The organism is Streptomyces sp. CNZ287 (assembly GCF_007827615.1).
Genome location: NZ_VISV01000001.1, coordinates 1 through 20,010, shown reverse-complemented (window position 1 = coordinate 20,010; position 20,010 = coordinate 1). Strand labels below are relative to the sequence as shown.

The following is a 20,010-nucleotide window of genomic DNA, read 5'->3' as shown; positions in this document are numbered from 1 at the left end:
GGTGCGTCCGGCGGGGGTGAGCCGGTCAGGGGGTGGCCGGGGTTACGTGGATCTTCGGGCCCGGGCCCGCGGTCGCCGGGCGGGTGCCGGACAGGGTGGCCGCCACGGCGTCCAGGCCGATCGTCGCCGCGATCAGCGGGCGCGGGTCCACCGAGCCGTCCGCGTACGCGTCGATCGTCTCCGCCAGGCCCGGGGAACCGCTCAGGATGCCCACCGCCGTGGCGTCCTTCAGGGCCAGGGCGCGGGTGTCCAGCAGGCTCGGGGTGCCCGCCAGGCCGATGTAGACCACCGTGCCGCCCGGCTCCACCCACTCCACCGCCCGCGCGGGCAGCGCGTCCGCGTTGGAGGCGTCGATCACCGCCTCGTACGGGACGGAAGGCAGCGACTCCGCCGTCCAGCAGCGGTCGAAGCCCAGGGACGAGGCGAACTCCAGCGTCGCCGGGTCGCGGCCCAGGAGGTGGACCTCCGCGCCCGCCCGGCGGGCGAACATCGCGGCCAGCAGCCCGATCGTGCCGGGCCCCGTGACCAGGACCCGGTCGCCCGGCGCGAGCCGCGCCGCGCGGGCCGCGCGCAGCGCGTTGCCGCCCGGTTCGACCAGGGCGCCCAGCGCGTCGTCGACCGTGTCCGGCAGGGCGTGCAACGACAAAGCCGGGACCGCCAGTTGCGCCGCCAGCGCGCCCGGGCGGCCGAGGATGCCCACCTCCTGGCGGTCGTCGCACAGGTGCTGTCTGCCGCCCCGGCAGCGGCGGCAGGCGCGGCAGCCCAGCATCGTGTCGCCCATCACCCGCCGCCCCACCCAGCCCGGGTCCACCTCCGCGCCGACCGCCGCGACCCGCCCGGACCACTCGTGCCCGGGGCGTACGGGGAACCGCGCGCGGCCGTCGCGGAGATACTGCAACTCGCCCGAGTACAGCTCCACATCCGTCCCGCACACCCCCACGCGCGCGACGTCCACCAGCGCCTCGCCCGGTCCGGCCACCGGCGGGTCGACGTCCACGACGCCCGCCCGCCGGGGGCCGTGCAGCACGAACGCCCTCAAGGCAGGGCCTCAGTGCGACTCACGGCTCACCTCGGAGCCCGAGGAGCCCACCAGGAAGTCCAGGTCCGCGCCGGTGTCCGCGCCTTGCACGTGGTCCACGTACAGCCGCTCCCACCCGCGCCGCGGCGCCGCGTAGCCCGCCACCGTCGCCGCGTTCGGCGTCCGCGCGGCCAGTTCGGCGTCCGGTACGTCCAGCGTGAGGCTGCGCCCCGGCACGTCCAGGCTGATGCAGTCGCCGCTGCGGACGAGCGCCAGCGGCCCGCCCGCCGCCGCCTCCGGCGCGACGTGCAGCACCACCGTCCCGTACGCCGTGCCGCTCATCCGCCCGTCGCAGACCCGCACCATGTCGCGTACGCCCTGCTCCGGCAGCTTGCGCGGCAGCGGCATGTTGGAGACCTCCGGCATGCCGGGACAGCCGCGCGGGCCGCAGCCGCGGAGCACGAGCACCGAGCCGGCGTCGACGTCGAGGTCCGGGGCGTCGATGCGGGCGTGCAAGTCCTCGATGCTGTCGAACTTGTCGCAGCCGCCGAGGAGCACCAGGCCGTCGACCGGGTAGGCGCGGAACATCTCCTCCGCGGCCATCGCCGCCATGTTGCGCCACAGCATCGCCGTGGGGCGCACCTGGGTCTCGCCGAGCGAGGCCACCGGGAGTTCGAGGGGGATGCCCCCGGCCTCGTGCACGCCGTCGCGTACGGAACGGGCGACCTCGGTGAGGTGGGAGTTGCAGGGGGTCAGGTCGGAGGCCGTGTTGGCGATCGCGATGTGGGGGCGGCCGGAGAACGCGTCGTGCGGCAGACCGCTCCACGCGCGGTGTATGTACGCGTTCCGGTCCGTATCCCCGTACCACTCGGCGCTCCGCAGCTCGGCAGCCATACACCGTCCTTCCGGTGGCAGGGGCGAACTCCCGCACCGTAAACGGTTGCTCGCGCCCTGCCTACCCGTCGTCTGCGGTGCGGCGGACGGGGATACTGGAGGGCACAGGAGAGGCGGCCGGCGGAGGGGGCACATTCATGGCGCAAGGACAGGACCGGGACGAGGCGATCGGCCTGGCGGCTGCCCTCGGAGCGATCCGGCGGGAACTGGCGCAGGCGATGAACACGGCCCGGACGGAGGGCGGTCCGGTGCGGCTCTCGGTCTCCTCGCTCGAACTCGAACTGCAGACCACGCTCAGCCGCTCCGGCGGCGTGAACGGCGGTATCAAGGTCCACGTGATCTCCGCGGGCGCCGAGCGCACCGAGGGCCGCAGCGACGTGCAGACGCTGCGGCTGCAACTCGACGCCAAGACGGCGCTCGACGACCGGCCCGTCCCCGCCGGCGACACGGTGGACCGACGGCCGAGGTGACGCCGTGGCGGACTTATCTCCGGAGCTGGCGCGGGTGGCGCGGGTGGTCGGCGACCTGCCCGGCGAGCCGGACCGCGCCCACCTCAGCAGCGGTTACCGCATCTCCGACCGGCTGATCCTCACCACCGCCCACGAGTTGGCGCACACGACCGCCCTGGCGGCCGACCTCGGCGGCGAGGGCACGTACCGACCGGTGACGTGCGTGTGGCGGGGTGGGACCATGGATCTTGCCCTGCTGCGGTTCGACACGGCGCCCGCGACCCGCGTCCCGCCCGTACGGCTGGGGAGCGTGCCCCGGGACCGGGAGGCGGAGGTCGCCGCGCGCGCCGTCGGCCATCCCCGGTGGGCGCAGGTCGACCGGCGTACGGCCGGCGAGCCGGACGCCGTGTGGCGGGGCCGGACCGGGGTGCGCTGCGCGATCCGTACCGCGGACGCCGAGGCGCCGGGCCTGCTGCGCGTCGGGGTCAAGGACGCGGCCCCGGCCCCGGCGCCGGCCGGCGAGAGCCCCTGGCAGGGCATGTCCGGCGCGGCGGTACGGACCGAGGAGTCGGGTCTCCTGGTCGGTGTGGTGACCGACCACGTTCCGGCGGCGGGCGTCGGCATGCTCCAGGTGACCGCCCTGGACTCCGTCGACGACGACGAGTGGCGGGCGCTGCTAGGCGACGAGGACGTGGATCCCCGGCCGCTGCCGGTGCTGCCCGACGGCTGGCGGCGCACCAGGGCAGTCCAGCAGCATCACGTGCGCATGGACCGGATACGCCGCACGCCCCAGCCGCTGGTCCCGGAGAAGCTGCCCTACGTCGACCCCGGCGGCGCCGCCGCGCCGGCCGCCGTCCTCGACCGCCTGGCAGGCATGGCGGCGAGCCCCGGCCTGCCCGCCGGGGTGCTCGTCGTCGGCGAACCCGGCGCGGGCAAGACCCGGTTGTGCCTGGAGACCGCCGCGCTCGCCGAGGACAGCCGGGAGTGGCTGGTCGTCCACGTCACCGCGGCGGCCCCGCTCACCGACGTGTGGGACAGCGTCGACGGCCAGGCCGACCGGGTGCTCGTGGTCGCCGACGACGTCGACCGGATCGCGTCGCCAGGAGAGAAGTACACCGAGGTCTTCAGGGAGGCCGCCGGAGCCGGCGTCCGGCTGGCCGTGCTGACGACCGTACGCCGCGCGCGGCTCGACGCGCTCAAGGACGACCCGCTGACCCCGTACCAGACCTTCGAGACCCTCGACATCCGCTGGGACCCGTCGTACCACCGCGCCATCTCCCGGGAGATGGTACGGAGCAGCCTGGCCTCCGAAGCCGGCAGGCAACTGGATGAGGACCGTCTGGTGGGGCTCTGCGCGGGGCCGCCCGCGGTGAGCCAACTGTGCGCCGTGTACTACGACAGCCTGGCCCGCGCGGGCAGCGACCTGACCGGCGTCCCGCCCCGCCCCGACCGCGAGTTCTCCATCTGGCTCCGCGACATCCTGCACGGCATGAAGCTGCCCGCGGTGCCGGCGGACGGCGACCCGGACCCCGCGACGACGGCCGTGGCGCAGCTCGTCGTGCACGCGCCCCGGCCCTTCAAGGAGGCCCTCGACATCTTCGCCCCCGGCCGCGACGATCCCCGCCGGACAGCGGGCGCGGAGACGATCGGCTCGCTCGTCACCGGCGGCCTCCTCTACGCGCAGGACGACGCGCTGCGGCCCGCGCACGACGTCTACGCCGACGGCCTGCTCGGCCACGCGGTGCTGACGGCCGGCCAGCGGACGGTGCACCCGCGGGGCCTGCGTCTGGTCCTGGAGACCGGCCTGGCGGACGGCCGCGCCCTGGTGCGGGTCGCGACGGCGGTGGACCGGCTGCGCGACACCCTCGACGTCGCGGCCGGCGACAAGCTGGCCGGCGTCGTGGGGGAGTGGGGCGACGACCGCCGCACCGCGCTGCGGGAGCTGGTCCTCGCGGACCCGAAGGGCCGGGAGCTGCGCGCCCTCCTTGCACTCCCTACCTGGCGCCCGGTGGCCGTCCGCAGGCTGGCCGAACCCTGGCTTGAGGAGCACCACACCGAGATCAGGGCCCGCGACACCGTGCTCACCGCGGCCCGTTACCTGCCCGCCGCGCTCGCGAACCGCTACCTCTTCGACTGGATCTACGACCACGCCCACCGCCCCCAGGCCGCGCTCGCCTTCCAGCAGGCCCTGGAGAACGACGACCTCGACCCCGCGGTCCTGGAGTGGACCACCGACCAGGTCTACGAGTGGCTCACGCAGAACGCGCCCCGCCTCAGCGCCTGCCGCCCGCTGCAACGCATCCTCGACACCAGCAGGAACGGCCTGCCCCCCGAAGACCCGCGCGTCGGCCAGGTGCTCACCTGGGCGCTGCGCTGGCTGCGCCGCTACGGCACCCGCCGCGAGGCGGGCTTCGTGGCCCGGCCGCTCGTCCTCCACCCGGAGCTGAAGGGCGCCGATCTCACCCGGACCGCCCGCCTGCTCCTGGACAGCGTCGCCCCCGACGACCCGCCGAGCGCCACCTTCGCCCTGGAGGCCGTGCTGGCGCGGCACCGGCTCCACCGGGACCTGGACCGGGGCGTGTACGAGCAGGCGGTGGCGGACTCCTTCGCCTGGCTGGCGGACGACGCCGGATACGGCCTGCGGCGCACGGCCGCGTACCTGCTCAAGGAGCTGGTCGTGCCCGGGCTGCCCGGCCGGGACGGCCTGGCGCGCGCCGTGCAGGCGGCCTGGATCTGGCTGGAGCCGAACGCCGGCCACCACGTCGAGATGGGCAAGGTGCTGCCCGGGCTGCTGAAGAACGCCGCCAAGTCCCGGCCCGGCCAGCACGCCGCCTTCGTCAGGGAGGAGCGCGAAGAACTCGGACGACTGGCCATGGACTGGCTCGAGGCCCACGAAGACTCCGGGCGGAACAGCGGCAGCGAGGTGCTCGGCGCGCTGCTCGGCACCCCACTGCCCGACGGCGACCCCGAACGGCTGCGCTGGCTCGTGGACGAGGCGCTGGTCATGCTGGGTGACCGCCCTGCGCCCAGCGTAGCCCGCTCCGTGCTGGCCCCCCTGCTGTACAAGCGGTACGCCGACAAGGACTTACGCGACCGGGTGGTGGCCGCGACGTACGCCCAACTGCCCCCGGCCGCACCGCCGAGCAGGCACATGGCATTCCCGCTCACGAAGCTCGTGGAGCGGACCGACCTCGGCGAGGCCGAGCACGAGCGGGCCATGACCGGGACGCTGGAGTGGCTGAACCGGTATCCGCGTGCCTCCGGCGCCCCGGCCCTGCTGGCGGAGGCGCTGCGCAGCCGGCGGACGACTCCCGGTGACCGCGTTCGGCTGGCCGCCCGCGCGGTCGGCATGCTGACGCCGCGCACGCTGCTCCCTGAGCGCAAGGGCAAGGAGCCCCGGCTGCCCCGGGCGCTGCTGACGTACCGCGCCGACACCCCCACCGAGTGGAACCGGTTCGTCGCCCGCGCCTGCGACCTGCTGACGGACGAGAAGCAGCCGCGCGAGGCGGTACGCGTCCTCCGTGTCCTGCTGGCGGGCGCCGACCGGCTCGACGGCCCGGTCCTGACAAGGCTGCACCGGACGTGCCTCGACTGGTGCGAGGTCCACGACCACACCGACCGCGCGTTCAGCCTGCTCATCCCCGCGCTCGACAACCGCGCGCTGCCCCCGGACGTCCGCCGCCGTGCCTCACGGCTGGCGGTACGCCGGCTCCGCCCCGGCGGCGAGCGCAACTCGGCGCACGGGAACCTGCTGGAGAGCCTGCTCCGCTCCGGCGAACTGCCCGATGCGGACGAGGTTGACCGGGTGCTGGAGGCGGCCCTCGACTGGCTGGAGGCGCACCGGAGCGACCACGCCGCCGTCGACCCGCTGCTGGTGCAGGTCGCGCGGTGGCTGGAGCGCCCGGCCGGCACGCATCGGACGGAGGCGCGGCTGCGGCGGGCGATGGTGCGTATCGGCACCTGGCTGGACGACCGGCAGGACGGCGCCCCCGAGCGGCGCGAGGCGCTCGACAACCACCGGCAGCGACTGGCCGCGCTGCTGGACAGGGGTGGTGAAGCCACCTGAGCCTCCCGGGCGTGGTGAAGATCCGGAAGGATGTTCGCCGCGCGGGGCGCCCGCGGTGCGACGTGCAGGTGAAGGGCCGCGGGACGGCAGAGAGACGATCAACGGGGCGGCGCGGACCGGCCCGTGGCCGTACGGGCGTCTCCGGGGCCGCGTACGGACCCTCAGATGTACTGCGCGACCCGCCGCTCGGCGGCGACCAGGTACTCGCTCAGCGCCTCGCGGGAGCGGTGGAGCGTGGTGATGTGGGCGTCGAGCCCGTCCAGCCGGTCGCGGAACTTGTCGATCAGCTCGGGGCAGGGCTCGAAGTCGGGTCCGGTGCCGGTGGCGCAGGGCAGCAGCCAGGCGATGTCCGGGGTGGACAGGCCGGCGTCGAGCAGCCGCCGGATCTGGGTGACGGTGAGCACGGCGTCGTCCGTGTACTCGCGGTAGCCGTTGCCGGAGCGCTCGGGCTTCAGCAGGCCCTGGGCCTCGTAGTAGCGCAACTGATGCGCGTTGACGCCGGTGCGCCGGCTCAGCTCCCCGATCCGCATGCGCGCTCCTCCCCGCCCTCCGGGCTTGACCTTCATACCGGTGTGAACGTTCACCATTCTTCCATGACGACCGACACACACGCCGGAACCGCCGCCCCCGCCCCCGTCGCCGTCCTCGGCCTCGGGCTGATGGGGCACGCCCTCGCCGCAGCCCTGCTGCGCGCCGGCCACCCCACCACCGTCTGGAACCGCACCGCCGCCAAGGCCGACGACCTCGTCGCCGCGGGCGCCGTACGCGCGGAAACCCCCGCCGCGGCCGTCGCCGCCGCCCCGCTCGTGATCGCCTGCGTCACCGACTACGACGCGCTGCACGCCTTCCTCGACCCCGTCTACCCGGACGCCCTGCGCGGCCGGACCCTGGTGAACCTCACCAGTGGCTCCTCGGCGCAGGCCCGCGACACCGCGGCGTGGGCCGGCGGGCGCGGGCTGACGTACCTCGACGGCGCCATCATGGCCAACCCGTCGGCCATCGGAACCGGGGAGGCGACCATTGTCGTCAGCGGTCCGCGCGCGGAGTTCGACCGCTACGCGCCCGCGCTGCGGGCCCTGGCGGGCGACATCCCGTACCTGGGCGCGGACCGGGGGCTGACCGCGTTGCACGAGATGGCGGTGGTGAGTCTGATGTGGAGCCTCCTCAATGGCTGGCTGCACGGCGCCGCGCTGGTCGGCACGGCGGGGGTGTCCGCCGTGGAGTACGCCGCCGTCGCGGAGAAGGGCATGCGGGCTGTCCTCGGCTGGCTCCCGGGCTATGCCGAGCAGATCGACACCGGCACCTTCCCGACGGACGACGCCACGCTGGACACCCACCGGGCCGCGATGGCACACCTCGTCCAGGAGAGCGAATCCCTCGGCGTGAACGCGGAGTTCCCGGCGCTGATCAAGTCCCTCGCGGACCGCGCCGCCGCGGCGGGGCACGGCGGCGAGGGATACCCGGTGATGATCGAGGAGTTCCGCCGCCCGGCGGCGCGGCCCGCATGATCCCGCCGCCGGAATACCACCGACAGACCAGGACTTGGCAACGGACATGACCACGACCCCGTACGACCCCCGCGCGCTGCTGGCGGAGAGCCGGCTCGGCGTGCTCGCCACGATCAAGAAGGACGGCCGCCCGCAGCTCTCGCCCGTCATGCCCTTCTACGACCGGGACACCGGCGTCCTGTACGTCTCGATGACCGAAGGCCGGGCGAAGACCGCGAACCTGCGCCGCGACGCCCGCGCCGCGCTGGAGGTCACCGCCCGCGACGGCCGCTCCTGGGCCACGGCCGAGGGCACCGCGACCCTCGTCGGACCCGGCACCGACCCGCGGGGCCCCGAGGTCGAGGCGCTGGTGGACTACTACCGCGCCGCGGCGGGGGAGCACCCCGACTGGGACGAGTACCGCGCGGTGATGGTCTCCGACCGCCGGGTGCTGATGAAGATGGCCGTGGACCACGTCTACGGCGAACGGCTCGGCTGACCCGGGCGCGTGCACCGGGGTGACGGGCGGCCGCCCGTCACCCCGTCCGTGTCCGCGGGCGTCATCCCCGCGGCGGAGGGGGAGCGGCGGCGTACTCGCTTTTCAGTACGGAGAAGTGCCGTACGGGCGACGACGACGGCGCGGGGTCCCCGCGGAACGCTGGAGGGGTTCTTCGAGACCCCAGAAGCGGAGACCCCCTCCCATGGCGACCTTCCTGTACCGGCTCGGCCGGTTCGCCTTCCGCCGGCGCCTGCCCGTGGCGCTGCTGTGGGCGGCCGTCCTCGGCGCCGCGTTCCTCGGTGCGACGAGCGCCGGCGACCCGCCCGACGACTCCTCCTCGATGCCCGGGATCGAGGCGCAGCACGCGTACGACCTCATCGACGAGCGCTTCCCCGGCGCCGCGGCCGACGGGGCGGACGCCCGGGTCGTCTTCGTCGCGCCCGGGGGCGAGAAGATCACCGGGGGTACGGGCCGCGCGGCGGTCGGCGCCTTCGTCGCGGACGTGACCGGCGCCCCGCAGGTCGCCGCGGTGGCAAGCCCCTTCGACGGGCAGGGCGTCAGCGACGACGGGACGACCGCGTACGCCACCGTCACCTACGAGGTCGCGGAGGACGACGTCAGCGAGGCCGCCAGGGCGGCGCTCGACGACGCCGTCGAGGAGGCGCGCGACGCGGGGCTGACCGTCGAGGCGGGCGGCAGCGCGGTGGAGTCCGAGGAGGCGGCGGGCCTCGGGGAGGTCGTCGGCATCGCCGTGGCCGCGGTGGTGCTGCTCGTCACCTTCGGCTCGCTGGCCGCCGCCGGGCTGCCGCTGATCACCGCGGTCGTCGGGATCGGCGTCAGCATGTGCGCGATCCTGGCCCTGGGCAGCGCGCTCGGGCTGTCCTCGACGGTCGGCGAGCTGGCGATGATGCTCGGGATCGCGGTCGGCATCGACTACTCGCTCTTCGTCGTCTCCCGCTACCGCGAGGAACGGGCCGCGGGACACGAGCCGCGCGAGGCGGCCGGGCGGGCGACGGGCACGGCGGGGTCCGCGGTGGTGTTCGCCGGGCTGACGGTGGTCATCGCGCTGGCCGGGCTGTCGGTCGTCGGGGTGCCGATGCTGACGAAGATGGGGCTGGGCGCGGCGGGGGCGGTGCTGGTGGGGGTGCTGGTCGCGCTGACGCTGGTGCCGGCGCTGCTGGGGTGGTGGCCGAACGCGGTGCTGGCCCGCGGCGCCCGCGGACCCGGCACCGGTGGCGGCTCCGGTGCGGGCCGGCGCGGACGGTGGCGCCTCGGCGGGCGCGGAAGCGCGGAACGTACGAGCCCTCCGGGCCGCACGACCGCCCCGGGGCGGATGAGCGCGCCGGACGGCACGGGCTCCCCGTACGGTGCGGGCCCGGCGGGTTCCGCAGCGCCCGCCACCCCCGCCGTCCGCTGGGCCCGGTTCGTCCTGCGCCGGCCCGTCCCCGTCCTCCTCGCCACCGTCGCCGGGCTCGGCCTCCTCGCCGTACCCGCCGCCGATCTGCGCCTCGGCATGCCGGGCGACGAGGCCAAGCCGGCCTCCACCACCGAGCGCCGCGCCTACGACGCCCTCGCCGCCGGCTTCGGCCCCGGCTTCAACGGCCCGCTCACCGTCGTCGTCGACGCCCGCGGTGCCGCCGACCCGCGGGCCGCCGTCGCCGGGGTGGCCGCGGCGCTCGACGCCACCGACGGCGTCGTCTCCGTCTCTCCGCCGCGCTTCGACGAGCCCGGCGAGACCGCCGTACTCTCCGCCACCCCCGCCACGGCGCCCACCAGCGAACGCACCAGGGACCTCGTCCACGACATCCGCGGGCAGCGCGCCGCGACCGAGGCCGCCACCGGCGCCACGTACGAGGTCACCGGCGCCACCGCGCTCAACATCGACGTCGGGCAGAAGCTCCAGGACGCCCTGATCCCGTATCTGGCGACCATCATCGGCCTGGCGTTCTTCCTGCTCCTGCTGGTCTTCCGCTCCGTGCTCGTGCCGCTGAAGGCCGCGCTCGGGTTCCTGCTGTCGGTGCTCGCCGCGCTCGGCGCCGTCGTCACCGTCTTCCAGAAGGGGCATCTGGCGGGCCTGTTCGGCATCGAGCAGACCGGGCCGATCATGAGCATGATGCCGATCTTCCTGGTGGGCATCGTCTTCGGACTGGCCATGGACTACCAGGTCTTCCTCGTCTCCCGGATGCGCGAGGCGTACGTGCACGGGGAGGACGCCCGCGCGGCCGTCGTCAGCGGCTTCGGGCACAGCGCCCGGGTGGTCGCGGTGGCCGCGGTGATCATGATGGCGGTCTTCGCCGGGTTCATGACCGGTGGCGAGCAGGTCATCAGGATGATCGGCTTCGGGCTCGCCGTCGCCGTCCTCTTCGACGCCGTCGTCGTCCGCATGGCGTTCGTACCCGCCGTGCTGGCCCTGCTCGGCAAGCGCGCCTGGTGGCTGCCCGGCTGGCTGGACCGGCTGCTGCCGCGCGTGGACGTGGAGGGGGAGGCGCTGGGCCGCGGGGCGCCGGGACCGCGGCCGGTCCCGGACGACGAGGCGGGCCACGGCCTGACGCGCGTCTGACGCGCCGCGCCGTAGGGTCGGCTGCCCGCACCGCGGGCGCGGCGGCCGGCCCCGGCGCGTACGACCACGAGCCGGTCCACCCGAGGGGAGAAGACCGTGTTCCCCACCTGGTCGCGGTTCACCGACCGCCACCCCCGCCTCGTCGAGGCGGCCCTGCTCCTGCTGGTGGCGGCCGTCACCAGCCGGCAGCACGCCGGCGCCGCCCACGGCTGGGCCGCCGGGCAGCCGCTGGTGGCCGCGGCGCTGGTCCCGCTGCTGTGGCGGCGCCGCCACCCGGGCCCGGTCGTCGTCGTCACCGCCGTGTGCGGGGCCGCGTCCGCGGGCCTGGGCTATCCGCTCTCGCTGCCGCTGCTGGCGCCGTCGGTCCTCGCGCTGTACGAGCTGGCCGTACGCGCTTCGCAGCGGACCGTCTACACCCACTACGCCGTCGTCCTCGCCATGGTCGTCCCCGTCGCGCTGCTCGCCGAGAACGAGGATCAGGACTGGGCAGAGGAGTCGGTCGGGCCGGTCTTCTGGCTGCTGCTGCCGGTGCTCGCGGGCATCGCCGTCCAGGCGCGGCGGGCGTACCTCGACGCCGTGCACCTGCGCGCCGAGCACGCCGAGCGCACCCGCGAGGAGGAGGCGCGCCGCCGGGTCGCGGAGGAGCGCGTACGCATCGCCCGCGAACTGCACGACGTCGTCGCCCACCACATGGCGCTCGCGCACGCCCAGGCCGGCACCGCCGCCCGGCTGGCGCGCAGCCGGCCGGACCAGGCCGGGGAGATCCTCGGCGAGCTGACCGGCACGACGTCGGCGGCGCTGCGCGAACTCCAGGCCACCGTGGGGCTGCTGCGCCAGCCCGGCGACCCGGAGGGACCCGCGGGACCGGGCCCGCCCGGCGGCTCCGGGGAGCCGCTGGAGCCGGCGCCCGGCCTGGACCGGCTGCCGGAGCTGGCCGCCGCGTTCGCGTCCGCCGGGCTGCCCGTCAGCGTCGCGGCCGAGGGCGCGGAGCGGCCGCTGCCGCCGGGGCTCGACCTCACCGCGTACCGGATCGTGCAGGAGGCGCTGACGAACGTCGCCAAGCACGCGGGCGCGGGCGCGGCCCGGGTGCGGCTCGCGTACGCGCAGGACCTGCTCACCGTCAGCGTCAGCGACGACGGCGGCGCGGGCCGGCCGCCACCGCGGCCGGGCGGCGGCTTCGGGCTGATCGGCATGCGCGAGCGCGCCCGCGCCGCGGGCGGCAGCCTGCGCGCGGGCCCGCGGCCGGACGGCGGCTTCACGGTGACCGCGGAACTGCCCCTGCCCGTACGGCAGGAGACCCCCGTCCCCCCGGCGCCCGGGCAGGCTCCCGTCCCGCAGGCCCCCGTCCCGCAGACCGACGAGCCCTCCGGAGAGCCCCGATGACCGTCCGAGTCCTCCTCGCCGACGACCAGGCCCTGCTGCGGGCGACGTTCCGGATGCTCATCGACTCGTACCCGGACCTCGAGGTCGTCGCCGAGGCCGCCGAGGGCGGCGAGGCCGTCGAACTCACCCGCGCGCACCGCCCCGACGTCGTCGTCATGGACATCCGCATGCCCGGCACCGACGGCCTCGCCGCGACCGAGGCGATCTGCGCGGACCCGGAGCTGGCGGAGGTGCGCGTGCTCGTCCTCACCACGTTCCAGACCGACGAGCACGTGGCCCGCGCGCTGCGCGCCGGCGCCGCCGGCTTCCTCGGCAAGGACGCCTCCGCGGACGAACTCGTCGACGGCATCCGCACGGTCGCCGCCGGCGACGCGCTGCTCTCGTCGGCCGCCACCCGCGCGCTCATCGCCCGCTTCCTCGCCGCTCCCGTGCCCGGCACCTCCCGGGCCGTACCGGAGGACCTGGCGGTGCTCACCGCGCGGGAGCGCGAGGTGACGGCGCTGGTCGCGCAGGGGAGGTCCAACGCCGAGATCGCCGCGGAGCTGGTCGTCAGCCCGCTGACCGTACGCACCCACGTGCAGCGCGCGAAGACCAAGCTGGCCGCCCGCGACCGCGCCCAGCTCGTCGTCCTCGCCTACCAGTCGGGGCTGGTGCGGGCCCCGGAGTGAGCGGGCCGGACGCGGCGCGGAGCCGGGCGGCGCGGCGGGGGACGGGAGAAGAAGAAGCGGCCCGGGCAGGAACTCCCCGGGCCGCTTCGGTATTTCGGACACTGTGCGGATGTCCGAGCACGCCAGGAGATCGCGATGCGGCGATCTCACGCACCACCGCCCGGGCGCGGCCGCCAGTCGAGCGCGGGCGCATGGTTGAGGATCTCGTTCTCCAGGTGCTGCAGCGCGGGCCGGGGATCGATCCCCAGCTCCTCCGCCAGCCTGCGCTGGTTGGTGCGCAGCACGGCGAGGGCGTCGGCCTGCCGGCCGGCCCGGTAGAGCGCCAGGCTCAGCAGCTCGCAGCCGTACTCACGCAGCGGGTGCGCCTGCGTGAACGCCTCCAGCTCCGCGACGGCCATCTCGTGCGCGCCCACCGCGAGCAGCGCGGCGCACCGCCCCTCGATGACCGACAGCCGCAGCTCCTCCAGCCGGGCGACCTCGGGCCGTACGTAGGTGGTGTCGGCCACCTCCGCGTACGCCTGACCCCGCCACAGCATGAGACCGGCTTCTAATTCACGCAGCGCCTCCTGGGGCTTGCCCCTGTCCAGGGCCTCCCAGCCGGCGCCGGCGCGCTCGCTGAACCGGTGCACGTCGACCTCGACGACGTGGTTGTCCAGCAGATAGCCGCGACCGTAGGTGCGGAGCACGGTCGCGGGGGTGCGCGGGGCGCGGTTGGGTTCCAGGACGCGGCGCAGGTTGGCCACGTACGCCTGCAGTGACGTGATCGCCGAGGGAGGCGGATTGCCGGTCCACAGCTCTTCGACGATGACGTCGACCGCCACCGGCTGGCCGACCTTGCTCACCAGCAGGGCGAGTAGCGCGCGTTGCTTCGGGGCGCCCAGGTCGAGCAGCCGGCCGTCGACGACGGCCTCGATGGGGCCGAGCGCCCGGAACTCCGCCATCGGCCTGGACGGGTCCGGGGTCATGGCCGGCTGCGCGGCGCCCCAGCGGATCGGGCGCGACGGCGCCGGGGGTGCGGCCGGCGGCGCCTCCGGCAGGGTCGGACCGCTGGGCGCTCCGACGACGAGGGCGGACGGAGTGGATTCGAGTTCGAGATCGAGTTCCTTGGCGAAATACACCTTCAATATCTCGTTGGCGCGGCGGAGTTCCTGAACCTCACGCTCCAGCTCCGCGATGCGCCGCGCATCTCCGGTGCCCGTTCCCATACGCTGCCCGCCCTCCGAATGGGACTGGCAGCTTCCACCCGATCCAGCGCCGATAACCATCGTGTCGACGTTGGTTCTGTCGTTCGTCATCTCTGAACTCCCAACATCTCACCGCCTTTTCCGGGGCGCCTGGCCAGGGCCGGGTGTCGGCCTGGCCGGCTGCCGGCCGTACCGCCAAGCAGGATCCGGTCACCGTACGTTCCGTGCGGTGTACGCGAGTGGTGCTGCGCGGCGCTCCGAGGAGCGCTCCCGCACCGCGGCATGACAGCGGACCGCCCGTGGGGCGGCGCGGGGGGTGTGCGCTGCCGGGTCACGAGGCGGTCCGCAGAGACGACGTGCGCCGCGTCGGAGAGCATAGGCGCCGAAAGGATTTGCTGCCGAAAAGCAGCAATCTCAACTGGAGATTCGCGAAATTCGAGCTTTGCTGGATGCGGCGGCCAGGAGTTCTCAAGCTGGCCGCGTGGCCAGTGGCCTGGATCCGGACCTGCGTCGATCATTAGCATTTCTGCTGCCCCCGTGTTTGTTGTCCAGTCCCCCGAGACTGGCCGGGGGTCAGCGTAGCCGTGAACGCTAATCCAGTCAAGGCCCGGCAATGCCGACCACCGTTTTACGCGGCCGATACACAACGCAATGGATCAACGGCCGCCGGACACCGAGAGCAACGATCGATGTGGGGGCTTCGACGCTTTTCTCCCCGGCTATTCGATCTCAACATCGCTATGGGGGGTTGTCAACACGGTTCCCGCGCCGGTGACGCCTTCCCGGGCCCGTATCCAGGTGTTCCCGCACGTCGAAGGTCTGATCGATTACCGCGCCCGGTCTCGAGCGGCAAGGTCCTGCCATCCGTGGGGGTGTAGCAGGAAGTTGCTACCCGGTGTCTTGCCGGGACGTTTTTGCAAGATCGACCAGACCTCTGCCCTGACCCCGCGGAGAGGTTACTTCCCAGGTGGGCCGGGGTGTCGAGGGCGAGAAAAATGCGGAACTCTCGGCTCCGTTTCTGATCTCCTCACGCCCCGGCCGTAGACCTCGTGTCAACACTGCCGGACCCGGACTGGCGCGTAGCAGAGCGTGACGGCGGATCTTGGTGTACGGGCCCTCCGCGGGCAGGTTCCCGCGGGTGGCAAGTCCGGCAAAGTCGGCAATGAAATTTCATCCCGGCCCGCCGCGAACGAACGGATACCGCTCCCGGGCCGGTCACGGGCCCGTCCGGATGCGGACCCTCACCTTTCCCGTGCCGGGTTCAGGCGATTATCCCGGCGAAATAATCCGCCGTTCGCCGGCCCGTCACCGGCGCCGCGGAGCAGACCCCGGCGCGCGACGCGTCACCGGACGTTCTCCCGTCGTTTTCCGATTTCCCGGTGTGGTGAATTAGGTCTTCCGTGCCGGGCCCACGGGGCGGCCGGTCCTTTGCAATGAGAGCGAAAGCGGAATCGGTCCCGGGGACACCGGCGGCCGCGGCCCGGGGGGCGCCGCGGGCCGGGCCGGGGACGGTGGGCCGCCGGTGCCGGCGCGGGCCGTGGGGGAGTGGCCGCGCGTACGGGGTGCATCCGGGGGCCGTACCGCGAGGTGCCGCGGCGCCGAGTGGGGCGGGAGATGGCGCGGATTGTCCATCTTTTCCCTTCTCGGGTCGGGGGCAGCAGCGATCCTCAATCACTTGACAGGCGGCGGCGGCGAAATGTGACCGACGATCAAGAACTTCTTTCCCCGGCGCTGGTCGGCGGGCCTGTCCCGCCGTCGCCGCCAAGCCGGCGCCAACCCGGTCGATAGTGCCAGCCAAATCGCCGGGCCGATGCTGAGTCCACGCAGCATCGGTAGAGAGACGTCGGCATGACGGTGTCGAGGAGGCTCATCCGGAAGCTCTGCTTCCTGATCGTGGGGATGACGACAGCGCTCGGTCTCGGTTGCCGCTTCCTGCGGTTCGGCGGCGGGCGGGGACTGCCCGGGATCCCCCGATGTCCTGCCTGAGCCGTCACCTCATGGAAGGCCGAGCATGGAAGCCATCGAAGTTCCGGTTCTGATCGTGGGCGGCGGCGGTTGCGGCCTGTCCGCCTCCATCTTCTTGTCCGGCCAGGGTGTCGAGCACCTGCTGGTCGAGCGGCACACGGACACGTCGAGGCTGCCGCGCGCCCACTACCTCAACCAGCGCACCATGGACATCTTCCGCCAGCACGGTCTCGTGGACTCCGTCCACGAACTGTCGGCGCCGCCCGAGGTGTTCGGCAGGGTGCGCTGGCAGACCTCCCTCGCCGGGGACGACCCGCTGGACGGGCAGGTCATTTACGAGATGGACGCCTTCGGGGGCGGTGCCCTCACCGAGGTGTACGCGGAGCACGGCCCCGTCCTGCCCGCCAAGCTCCCGCAGTTGCGGCTGGAGCCGATGCTGCGCCGCCGCGCCGAGCGGGACAATCCCGGCCGGGTGCTCTTCGGCCACGAGCTGACCACCTTCTCCGACAAGGGCGACCGCGTCGTCGCCGAGATCCGCGACATCGCCACCGGCGAGACGACCACGGTCACCGCGCAGTACGTCATCGCCGCCGACGGCGGCCGCACCATCGGCGCCGAGCTGGGCGTGGAGATGCAGGGCGTGCCCAGCATGCTGAACGTCACCACCGCGTACCTCACCGCCGACCTCTCCCCGTGGTGGCACGACGGCACGATCATCACCTGGTTCGTCAACCCCTTCCGCCCCGACCTCTCCAGCACGCTGATGGAGATGGGTCCCACCTGGGGCAAGCACTGCGAGGAGTGGGCGCTGCACTTCAACCCCGGCGACGCCGACCGCGACGACCCGGAGGCGATGACAGCCCGGATCCGCGAGGTCCTCGGCGTGCCGGACCTGGAGCTGACCCTGCACCGGATCAGCCAGTGGACCGTCGAGGGCGTGCTCGCCGACCGCTACCGCCAGGGTCGCGTCCTCATCGTCGGCGACGCCGCGCACCGCCAGCCGCCCACCACCGGTCTCGGCCTCAACGGCGGCGTCCAGGACGTGCACAACCTGGCGTGGAAGCTGGCCGCCGTGGTCGCCGGCCACGCCGACGACAGCCTCCTCGACTCCTACGAGACCGAGCGCCGCGCCGTCGGCAAGCGGAATGTCGACTGGGGCCTGTCGACGTGGTTCCACCACAAGGTGGTGACCGAGGCCGCGATCGGGCTCGGCGCCCACATCCCGGTCGAGCGCCGGTCGGCGGTGTTCTCCGCCTACTTCGACCCCTCCCCGGTCGGCACGGCCGTACGGGCCCGGGCCGCGGAGATCTTCCAGACCCACCGCTCCGAGTGCCAGGCGCACGACCTGGAGGTGGGCTTCGCGTACGAGGACGGCGCGCTCGTCCCGGACGGCACCGCGCCCCCGGCCCGCGCGCCCCTCGGCAACACCTACCACCCCACCACCCGGCCCGGGCACATGCTCCCGCACGCCTGGATCGAGCGGGACGGCGAGCGCCTGTCCACCCACGATCTGGTCGGCCGCGGCGGCGGCTTCGTGCTGATCGCAGGCCCCGAGGGGAAGGCGTGGTGCGACGCGGCGGCGGAGGCGGCCGAGAAGTTCTCGATCCCGCTCACGGCGGTGCGCATCGGCGAGGGCGCCGAGTACGCCGCCGCGGACGGCCGGTGGGCGGCGGTCCGCGAGATCACCGACGAGGGCGCCATCCTGGTACGCCCGGACCACCACGTGGCCTGGCGGAGCACGTCCGCCGGAGCCGATCCGGCGGCCGCGCTCGCCGACGTGCTCTCGCGCGTCCTCGCCCACGGCGGCACCCGGCACGGCTAGCAGGATCGCCGCACGGCAGCACCGCAGTACGGCTGTACCGCAACACGGCAGCACGGCACGACAACAGCACGACGGGGAGGTGGAGGCGGCTCCGGACACGATGCCCACCGGACGCCGCCGCCCCCTCGCCGGGCGCCCCGCCGGACCGACCGCGGCCCCGGCGCCGCGCCCCCCAGCCCGTACAGAATGTCCGGCTCGGCCTCGGGTCACATTCCCCTCGCCGCCCCTGTCATGAGGGTTGAGGACGGACGTCCGTCACACGCGACAAGGAGAAGATCGTGGCAACACAGAGCGCGGACGCTGCTGCCGGGCCCGGCCCGGGAGCTGCCGGAGCGGCGGAGCCCGACCCCAAGCGGTGGCTGATCCTCGTCGTCATCTGCGTGGCACAGCTCATGGTCGTCCTGGACGCGACCATCATGAACCTGGCCCTGCCGTCGGCGCAGGAGGACCTCGGGTTCTCGCTCGCCAACAGGCAGTGGATCGTGACCGCGTACGCCGTGGCGTTCGGCAGCCTGCTGCTCTTCTGCGGCCGGCTCGTCCTGCTCTTCGGCCTCAAGCGGAGCTTCCTCGTCGGCCTGGCCGGCTTCGCCGGCGCCTCCGCCGTCGGCGGCGCCGCGAACAGCTTCGAGATGCTCGTCTCCGCCCGCGTCGGCCAGGGCGTCTTCGCCGCGCTGCTCGCGCCCGCCACCCTGACGCTGCTGACCACGACCTTCACCGACCCCAAGGAGAAGGGGAAGGCGTTCGGCGCCTACGGCGCGGTCGCGGCCAGCGGCGCGGGCCTCGGCCTGATCATCGGCGGCGCGCTCACCTCCGGCCTCTCCTGGCGCTGGTGCATGTACGTGAACCTGCTCTTCGCCGGCGTCGCGCTGCTGGGCGCCGGGCTGCCGTTCGGCCGCAACGCGGCCGTCAGGAGCATGCGCACGAAGCTCGACTTCCCCGGCGTCATCCTGGTCTCCGCCGCGATGTTCTGCATCGTCTACGGCTTCTCCAACGCCGCGAACGAGGACTGGAGCACCCCCCAGACGTGGGGCTTCCTCGTCGCCGGCGGCGTGCTGCTCGTCGCCTTCGCGGCCTGGCAGACACGCGCGGCGCACCCGCTGCTGCCGCCGCGCGTCGTCCTCGACCGCAACCGCTCCGGCGCGTATCTGCTGATGCTGCTCGTCGGCGCCGGCATCTTCGGCTTCTTCCTCTTCCTCATCTACTACATGCAGACCACGCTGGACTACTCGGCGATCGCCTCGGGCGTCGCCCTGCTGCCGATGGTCGTGTTCACCGCCGTGGCGGTGAACATCGGCAACATCAAGATCATGCCGAAGTACGGTCCCAAGCCGCTGGTCATCGCGGGCCTGACGCTCAACGCCGGCGCCCTGGTCTGGCTCACCAGGGTGGAGGTCGACTCCGGCTACGCCGCCGCGCTCCTCGGCCCGATCCTCGTCCTCGGCTTCGGCATGGGCTTCATCTTCGCCGCGGCGCTGCAGACCGGCACCACCGGCGTGGAGCCGCAGGACGCGGGCATCGCCTCGGCGAGCATCCAGGTCGGCCAGCAGCTCGGCGGCTCCCTCGGCACGGCCCTGCTCAACACCATCGCGGCGAGCGCCATCACGGACTACGTGAAGGAGCACGCGCAGGGACGGCCGCCGACCGAGGAACTGCTCCAACTGGCCGCGGTCGACAGCTACGTCACCGTGTTCTGGTGGTGCGCCGGCCTCTTCGCGGCGGGCGCGGTCATCTGCGGTCTGCTCATCCGCTCCGGCCCGCTGCCCGCACCGGCCTTCGGCGCGAAGCCGGTGGACAAGGCGGAGAAAGCGCCCTCCTGACAGCCCGCCGCCAAGTGGACGCCAAGTCGTTGCTGTGTGGCGGCCAAGTGGGGTGGCGGATCCTGAGTGGGCGTGAGCTCGGGGTGGTGTATTGCGCGTGTCTGTCGGGAGTTTCGGCGCTGGTTGGGGTGGTGACCTGGTGAGCGTGAGTCCGGTGCACAAGCGTGGTTTGTATCTGGGTGTGCTTGCGCAGCGTGC

Annotated in this window: 13 protein-coding genes; 9 read left to right on the top strand and 4 right to left on the bottom strand. The window is 73.8% G+C overall.

Annotated elements, in window-relative coordinates; translation table 11 throughout:
• Window positions 1-25: 25 nt before the first annotated feature.
• The gene (locus FB457_RS00065; protein ID WP_145780362.1) at window positions 26-1,039 is read right to left on the bottom strand and encodes an alcohol dehydrogenase catalytic domain-containing protein; all 1,014 of its coding nucleotides are present in this window, start codon (window positions 1,037-1,039) and stop codon (window positions 26-28) included.
• A 9-nt stretch (window positions 1,040-1,048) separates the two neighbouring features.
• Complete coding sequence (locus tag FB457_RS00060; RefSeq protein WP_145780361.1) at window positions 1,049-1,912, bottom strand: dihydroxy-acid dehydratase domain-containing protein; 864 nt, start codon at window positions 1,910-1,912, stop codon at window positions 1,049-1,051.
• A 137-nt stretch (window positions 1,913-2,049) separates the two neighbouring features.
• On the opposite strand from FB457_RS00060, the gene FB457_RS00055 reads away from it, so the two are divergent.
• On the top strand, window positions 2,050-2,382 hold the full coding sequence (locus FB457_RS00055) for a trypco2 family protein (RefSeq protein WP_222439480.1): 333 nt from the start codon (window positions 2,050-2,052) through the stop codon (window positions 2,380-2,382).
• 4 nt (window positions 2,383-2,386) lie between these two features.
• Window positions 2,387-6,427 carry a trypsin-like peptidase domain-containing protein gene (locus FB457_RS00050; protein ID WP_078898441.1) on the top strand — a complete coding sequence of 1,347 codons (4,041 nt, stop codon included), beginning with the start codon at window positions 2,387-2,389 and terminating at the stop codon, window positions 6,425-6,427.
• A 161-nt stretch (window positions 6,428-6,588) separates the two neighbouring features.
• Here the strand turns inward: FB457_RS00050 and FB457_RS00045 are convergent, their stop codons facing one another.
• Entirely contained in the window at window positions 6,589-6,957 is a 369-nt protein-coding gene (locus FB457_RS00045) for a MerR family transcriptional regulator (RefSeq protein ID WP_047018049.1), read from the bottom strand.
• Between the two features lie 63 nt (window positions 6,958-7,020).
• Here FB457_RS00045 and FB457_RS00040 point away from each other — a divergent pair, with 63 nt between their 5' ends.
• The 5 genes from FB457_RS00040 to FB457_RS00020 all read left to right on the top strand — a co-directional run bounded on the left by FB457_RS00040 (window position 7,021) and on the right by FB457_RS00020 (window position 13,024).
• On the top strand, window positions 7,021-7,935 hold the full coding sequence (locus FB457_RS00040) for an NAD(P)-dependent oxidoreductase (RefSeq protein WP_047018050.1): 915 nt from the start codon (window positions 7,021-7,023) through the stop codon (window positions 7,933-7,935).
• A 46-nt stretch (window positions 7,936-7,981) separates the two neighbouring features.
• Complete coding sequence (locus FB457_RS00035) at window positions 7,982-8,413, top strand: PPOX class F420-dependent oxidoreductase (RefSeq protein ID WP_047018051.1); 432 nt, start codon at window positions 7,982-7,984, stop codon at window positions 8,411-8,413.
• Between the two features lie 202 nt (window positions 8,414-8,615).
• Complete coding sequence (locus FB457_RS00030; protein ID WP_145780359.1) at window positions 8,616-10,973, top strand: MMPL family transporter; 2,358 nt, start codon at window positions 8,616-8,618, stop codon at window positions 10,971-10,973.
• A 96-nt stretch (window positions 10,974-11,069) separates the two neighbouring features.
• On the top strand, window positions 11,070-12,356 hold the full coding sequence (locus FB457_RS00025; protein ID WP_145780357.1) for a histidine kinase: 1,287 nt from the start codon (window positions 11,070-11,072) through the stop codon (window positions 12,354-12,356).
• The gene (locus FB457_RS00020) at window positions 12,353-13,024 is read left to right on the top strand and encodes a response regulator transcription factor (RefSeq protein ID WP_047018054.1); all 672 of its coding nucleotides are present in this window, start codon (window positions 12,353-12,355) and stop codon (window positions 13,022-13,024) included. Before FB457_RS00025 ends, FB457_RS00020 begins: the two co-directional genes overlap by 4 nt.
• Window positions 13,025-13,170: 146 nt before the next feature.
• Here FB457_RS00020 and FB457_RS00015 read toward each other — a convergent pair whose 3' ends face one another.
• Entirely contained in the window at window positions 13,171-14,229 is a 1,059-nt protein-coding gene (locus FB457_RS00015) for an AfsR/SARP family transcriptional regulator (RefSeq protein ID WP_145780355.1), read from the bottom strand.
• 1,990 nt (window positions 14,230-16,219) lie between these two features.
• On the opposite strand from FB457_RS00015, the gene FB457_RS00010 reads away from it, so the two are divergent.
• Both FB457_RS00010 and FB457_RS00005 read left to right on the top strand, forming a co-directional pair.
• Window positions 16,220-17,995, top strand: a complete 1,776-nt coding sequence (locus tag FB457_RS00010) for an FAD-dependent monooxygenase (RefSeq protein ID WP_047018056.1) — start codon at window positions 16,220-16,222, stop codon at window positions 17,993-17,995.
• 278 nt (window positions 17,996-18,273) lie between these two features.
• Window positions 18,274-19,812 (top strand): MFS transporter, encoded by a 1,539-nt coding sequence (locus FB457_RS00005; protein ID WP_047018057.1) that lies wholly within the window; start codon window positions 18,274-18,276, stop codon window positions 19,810-19,812.
• Window positions 19,813-20,010: the final 198 nt, after the last annotated feature.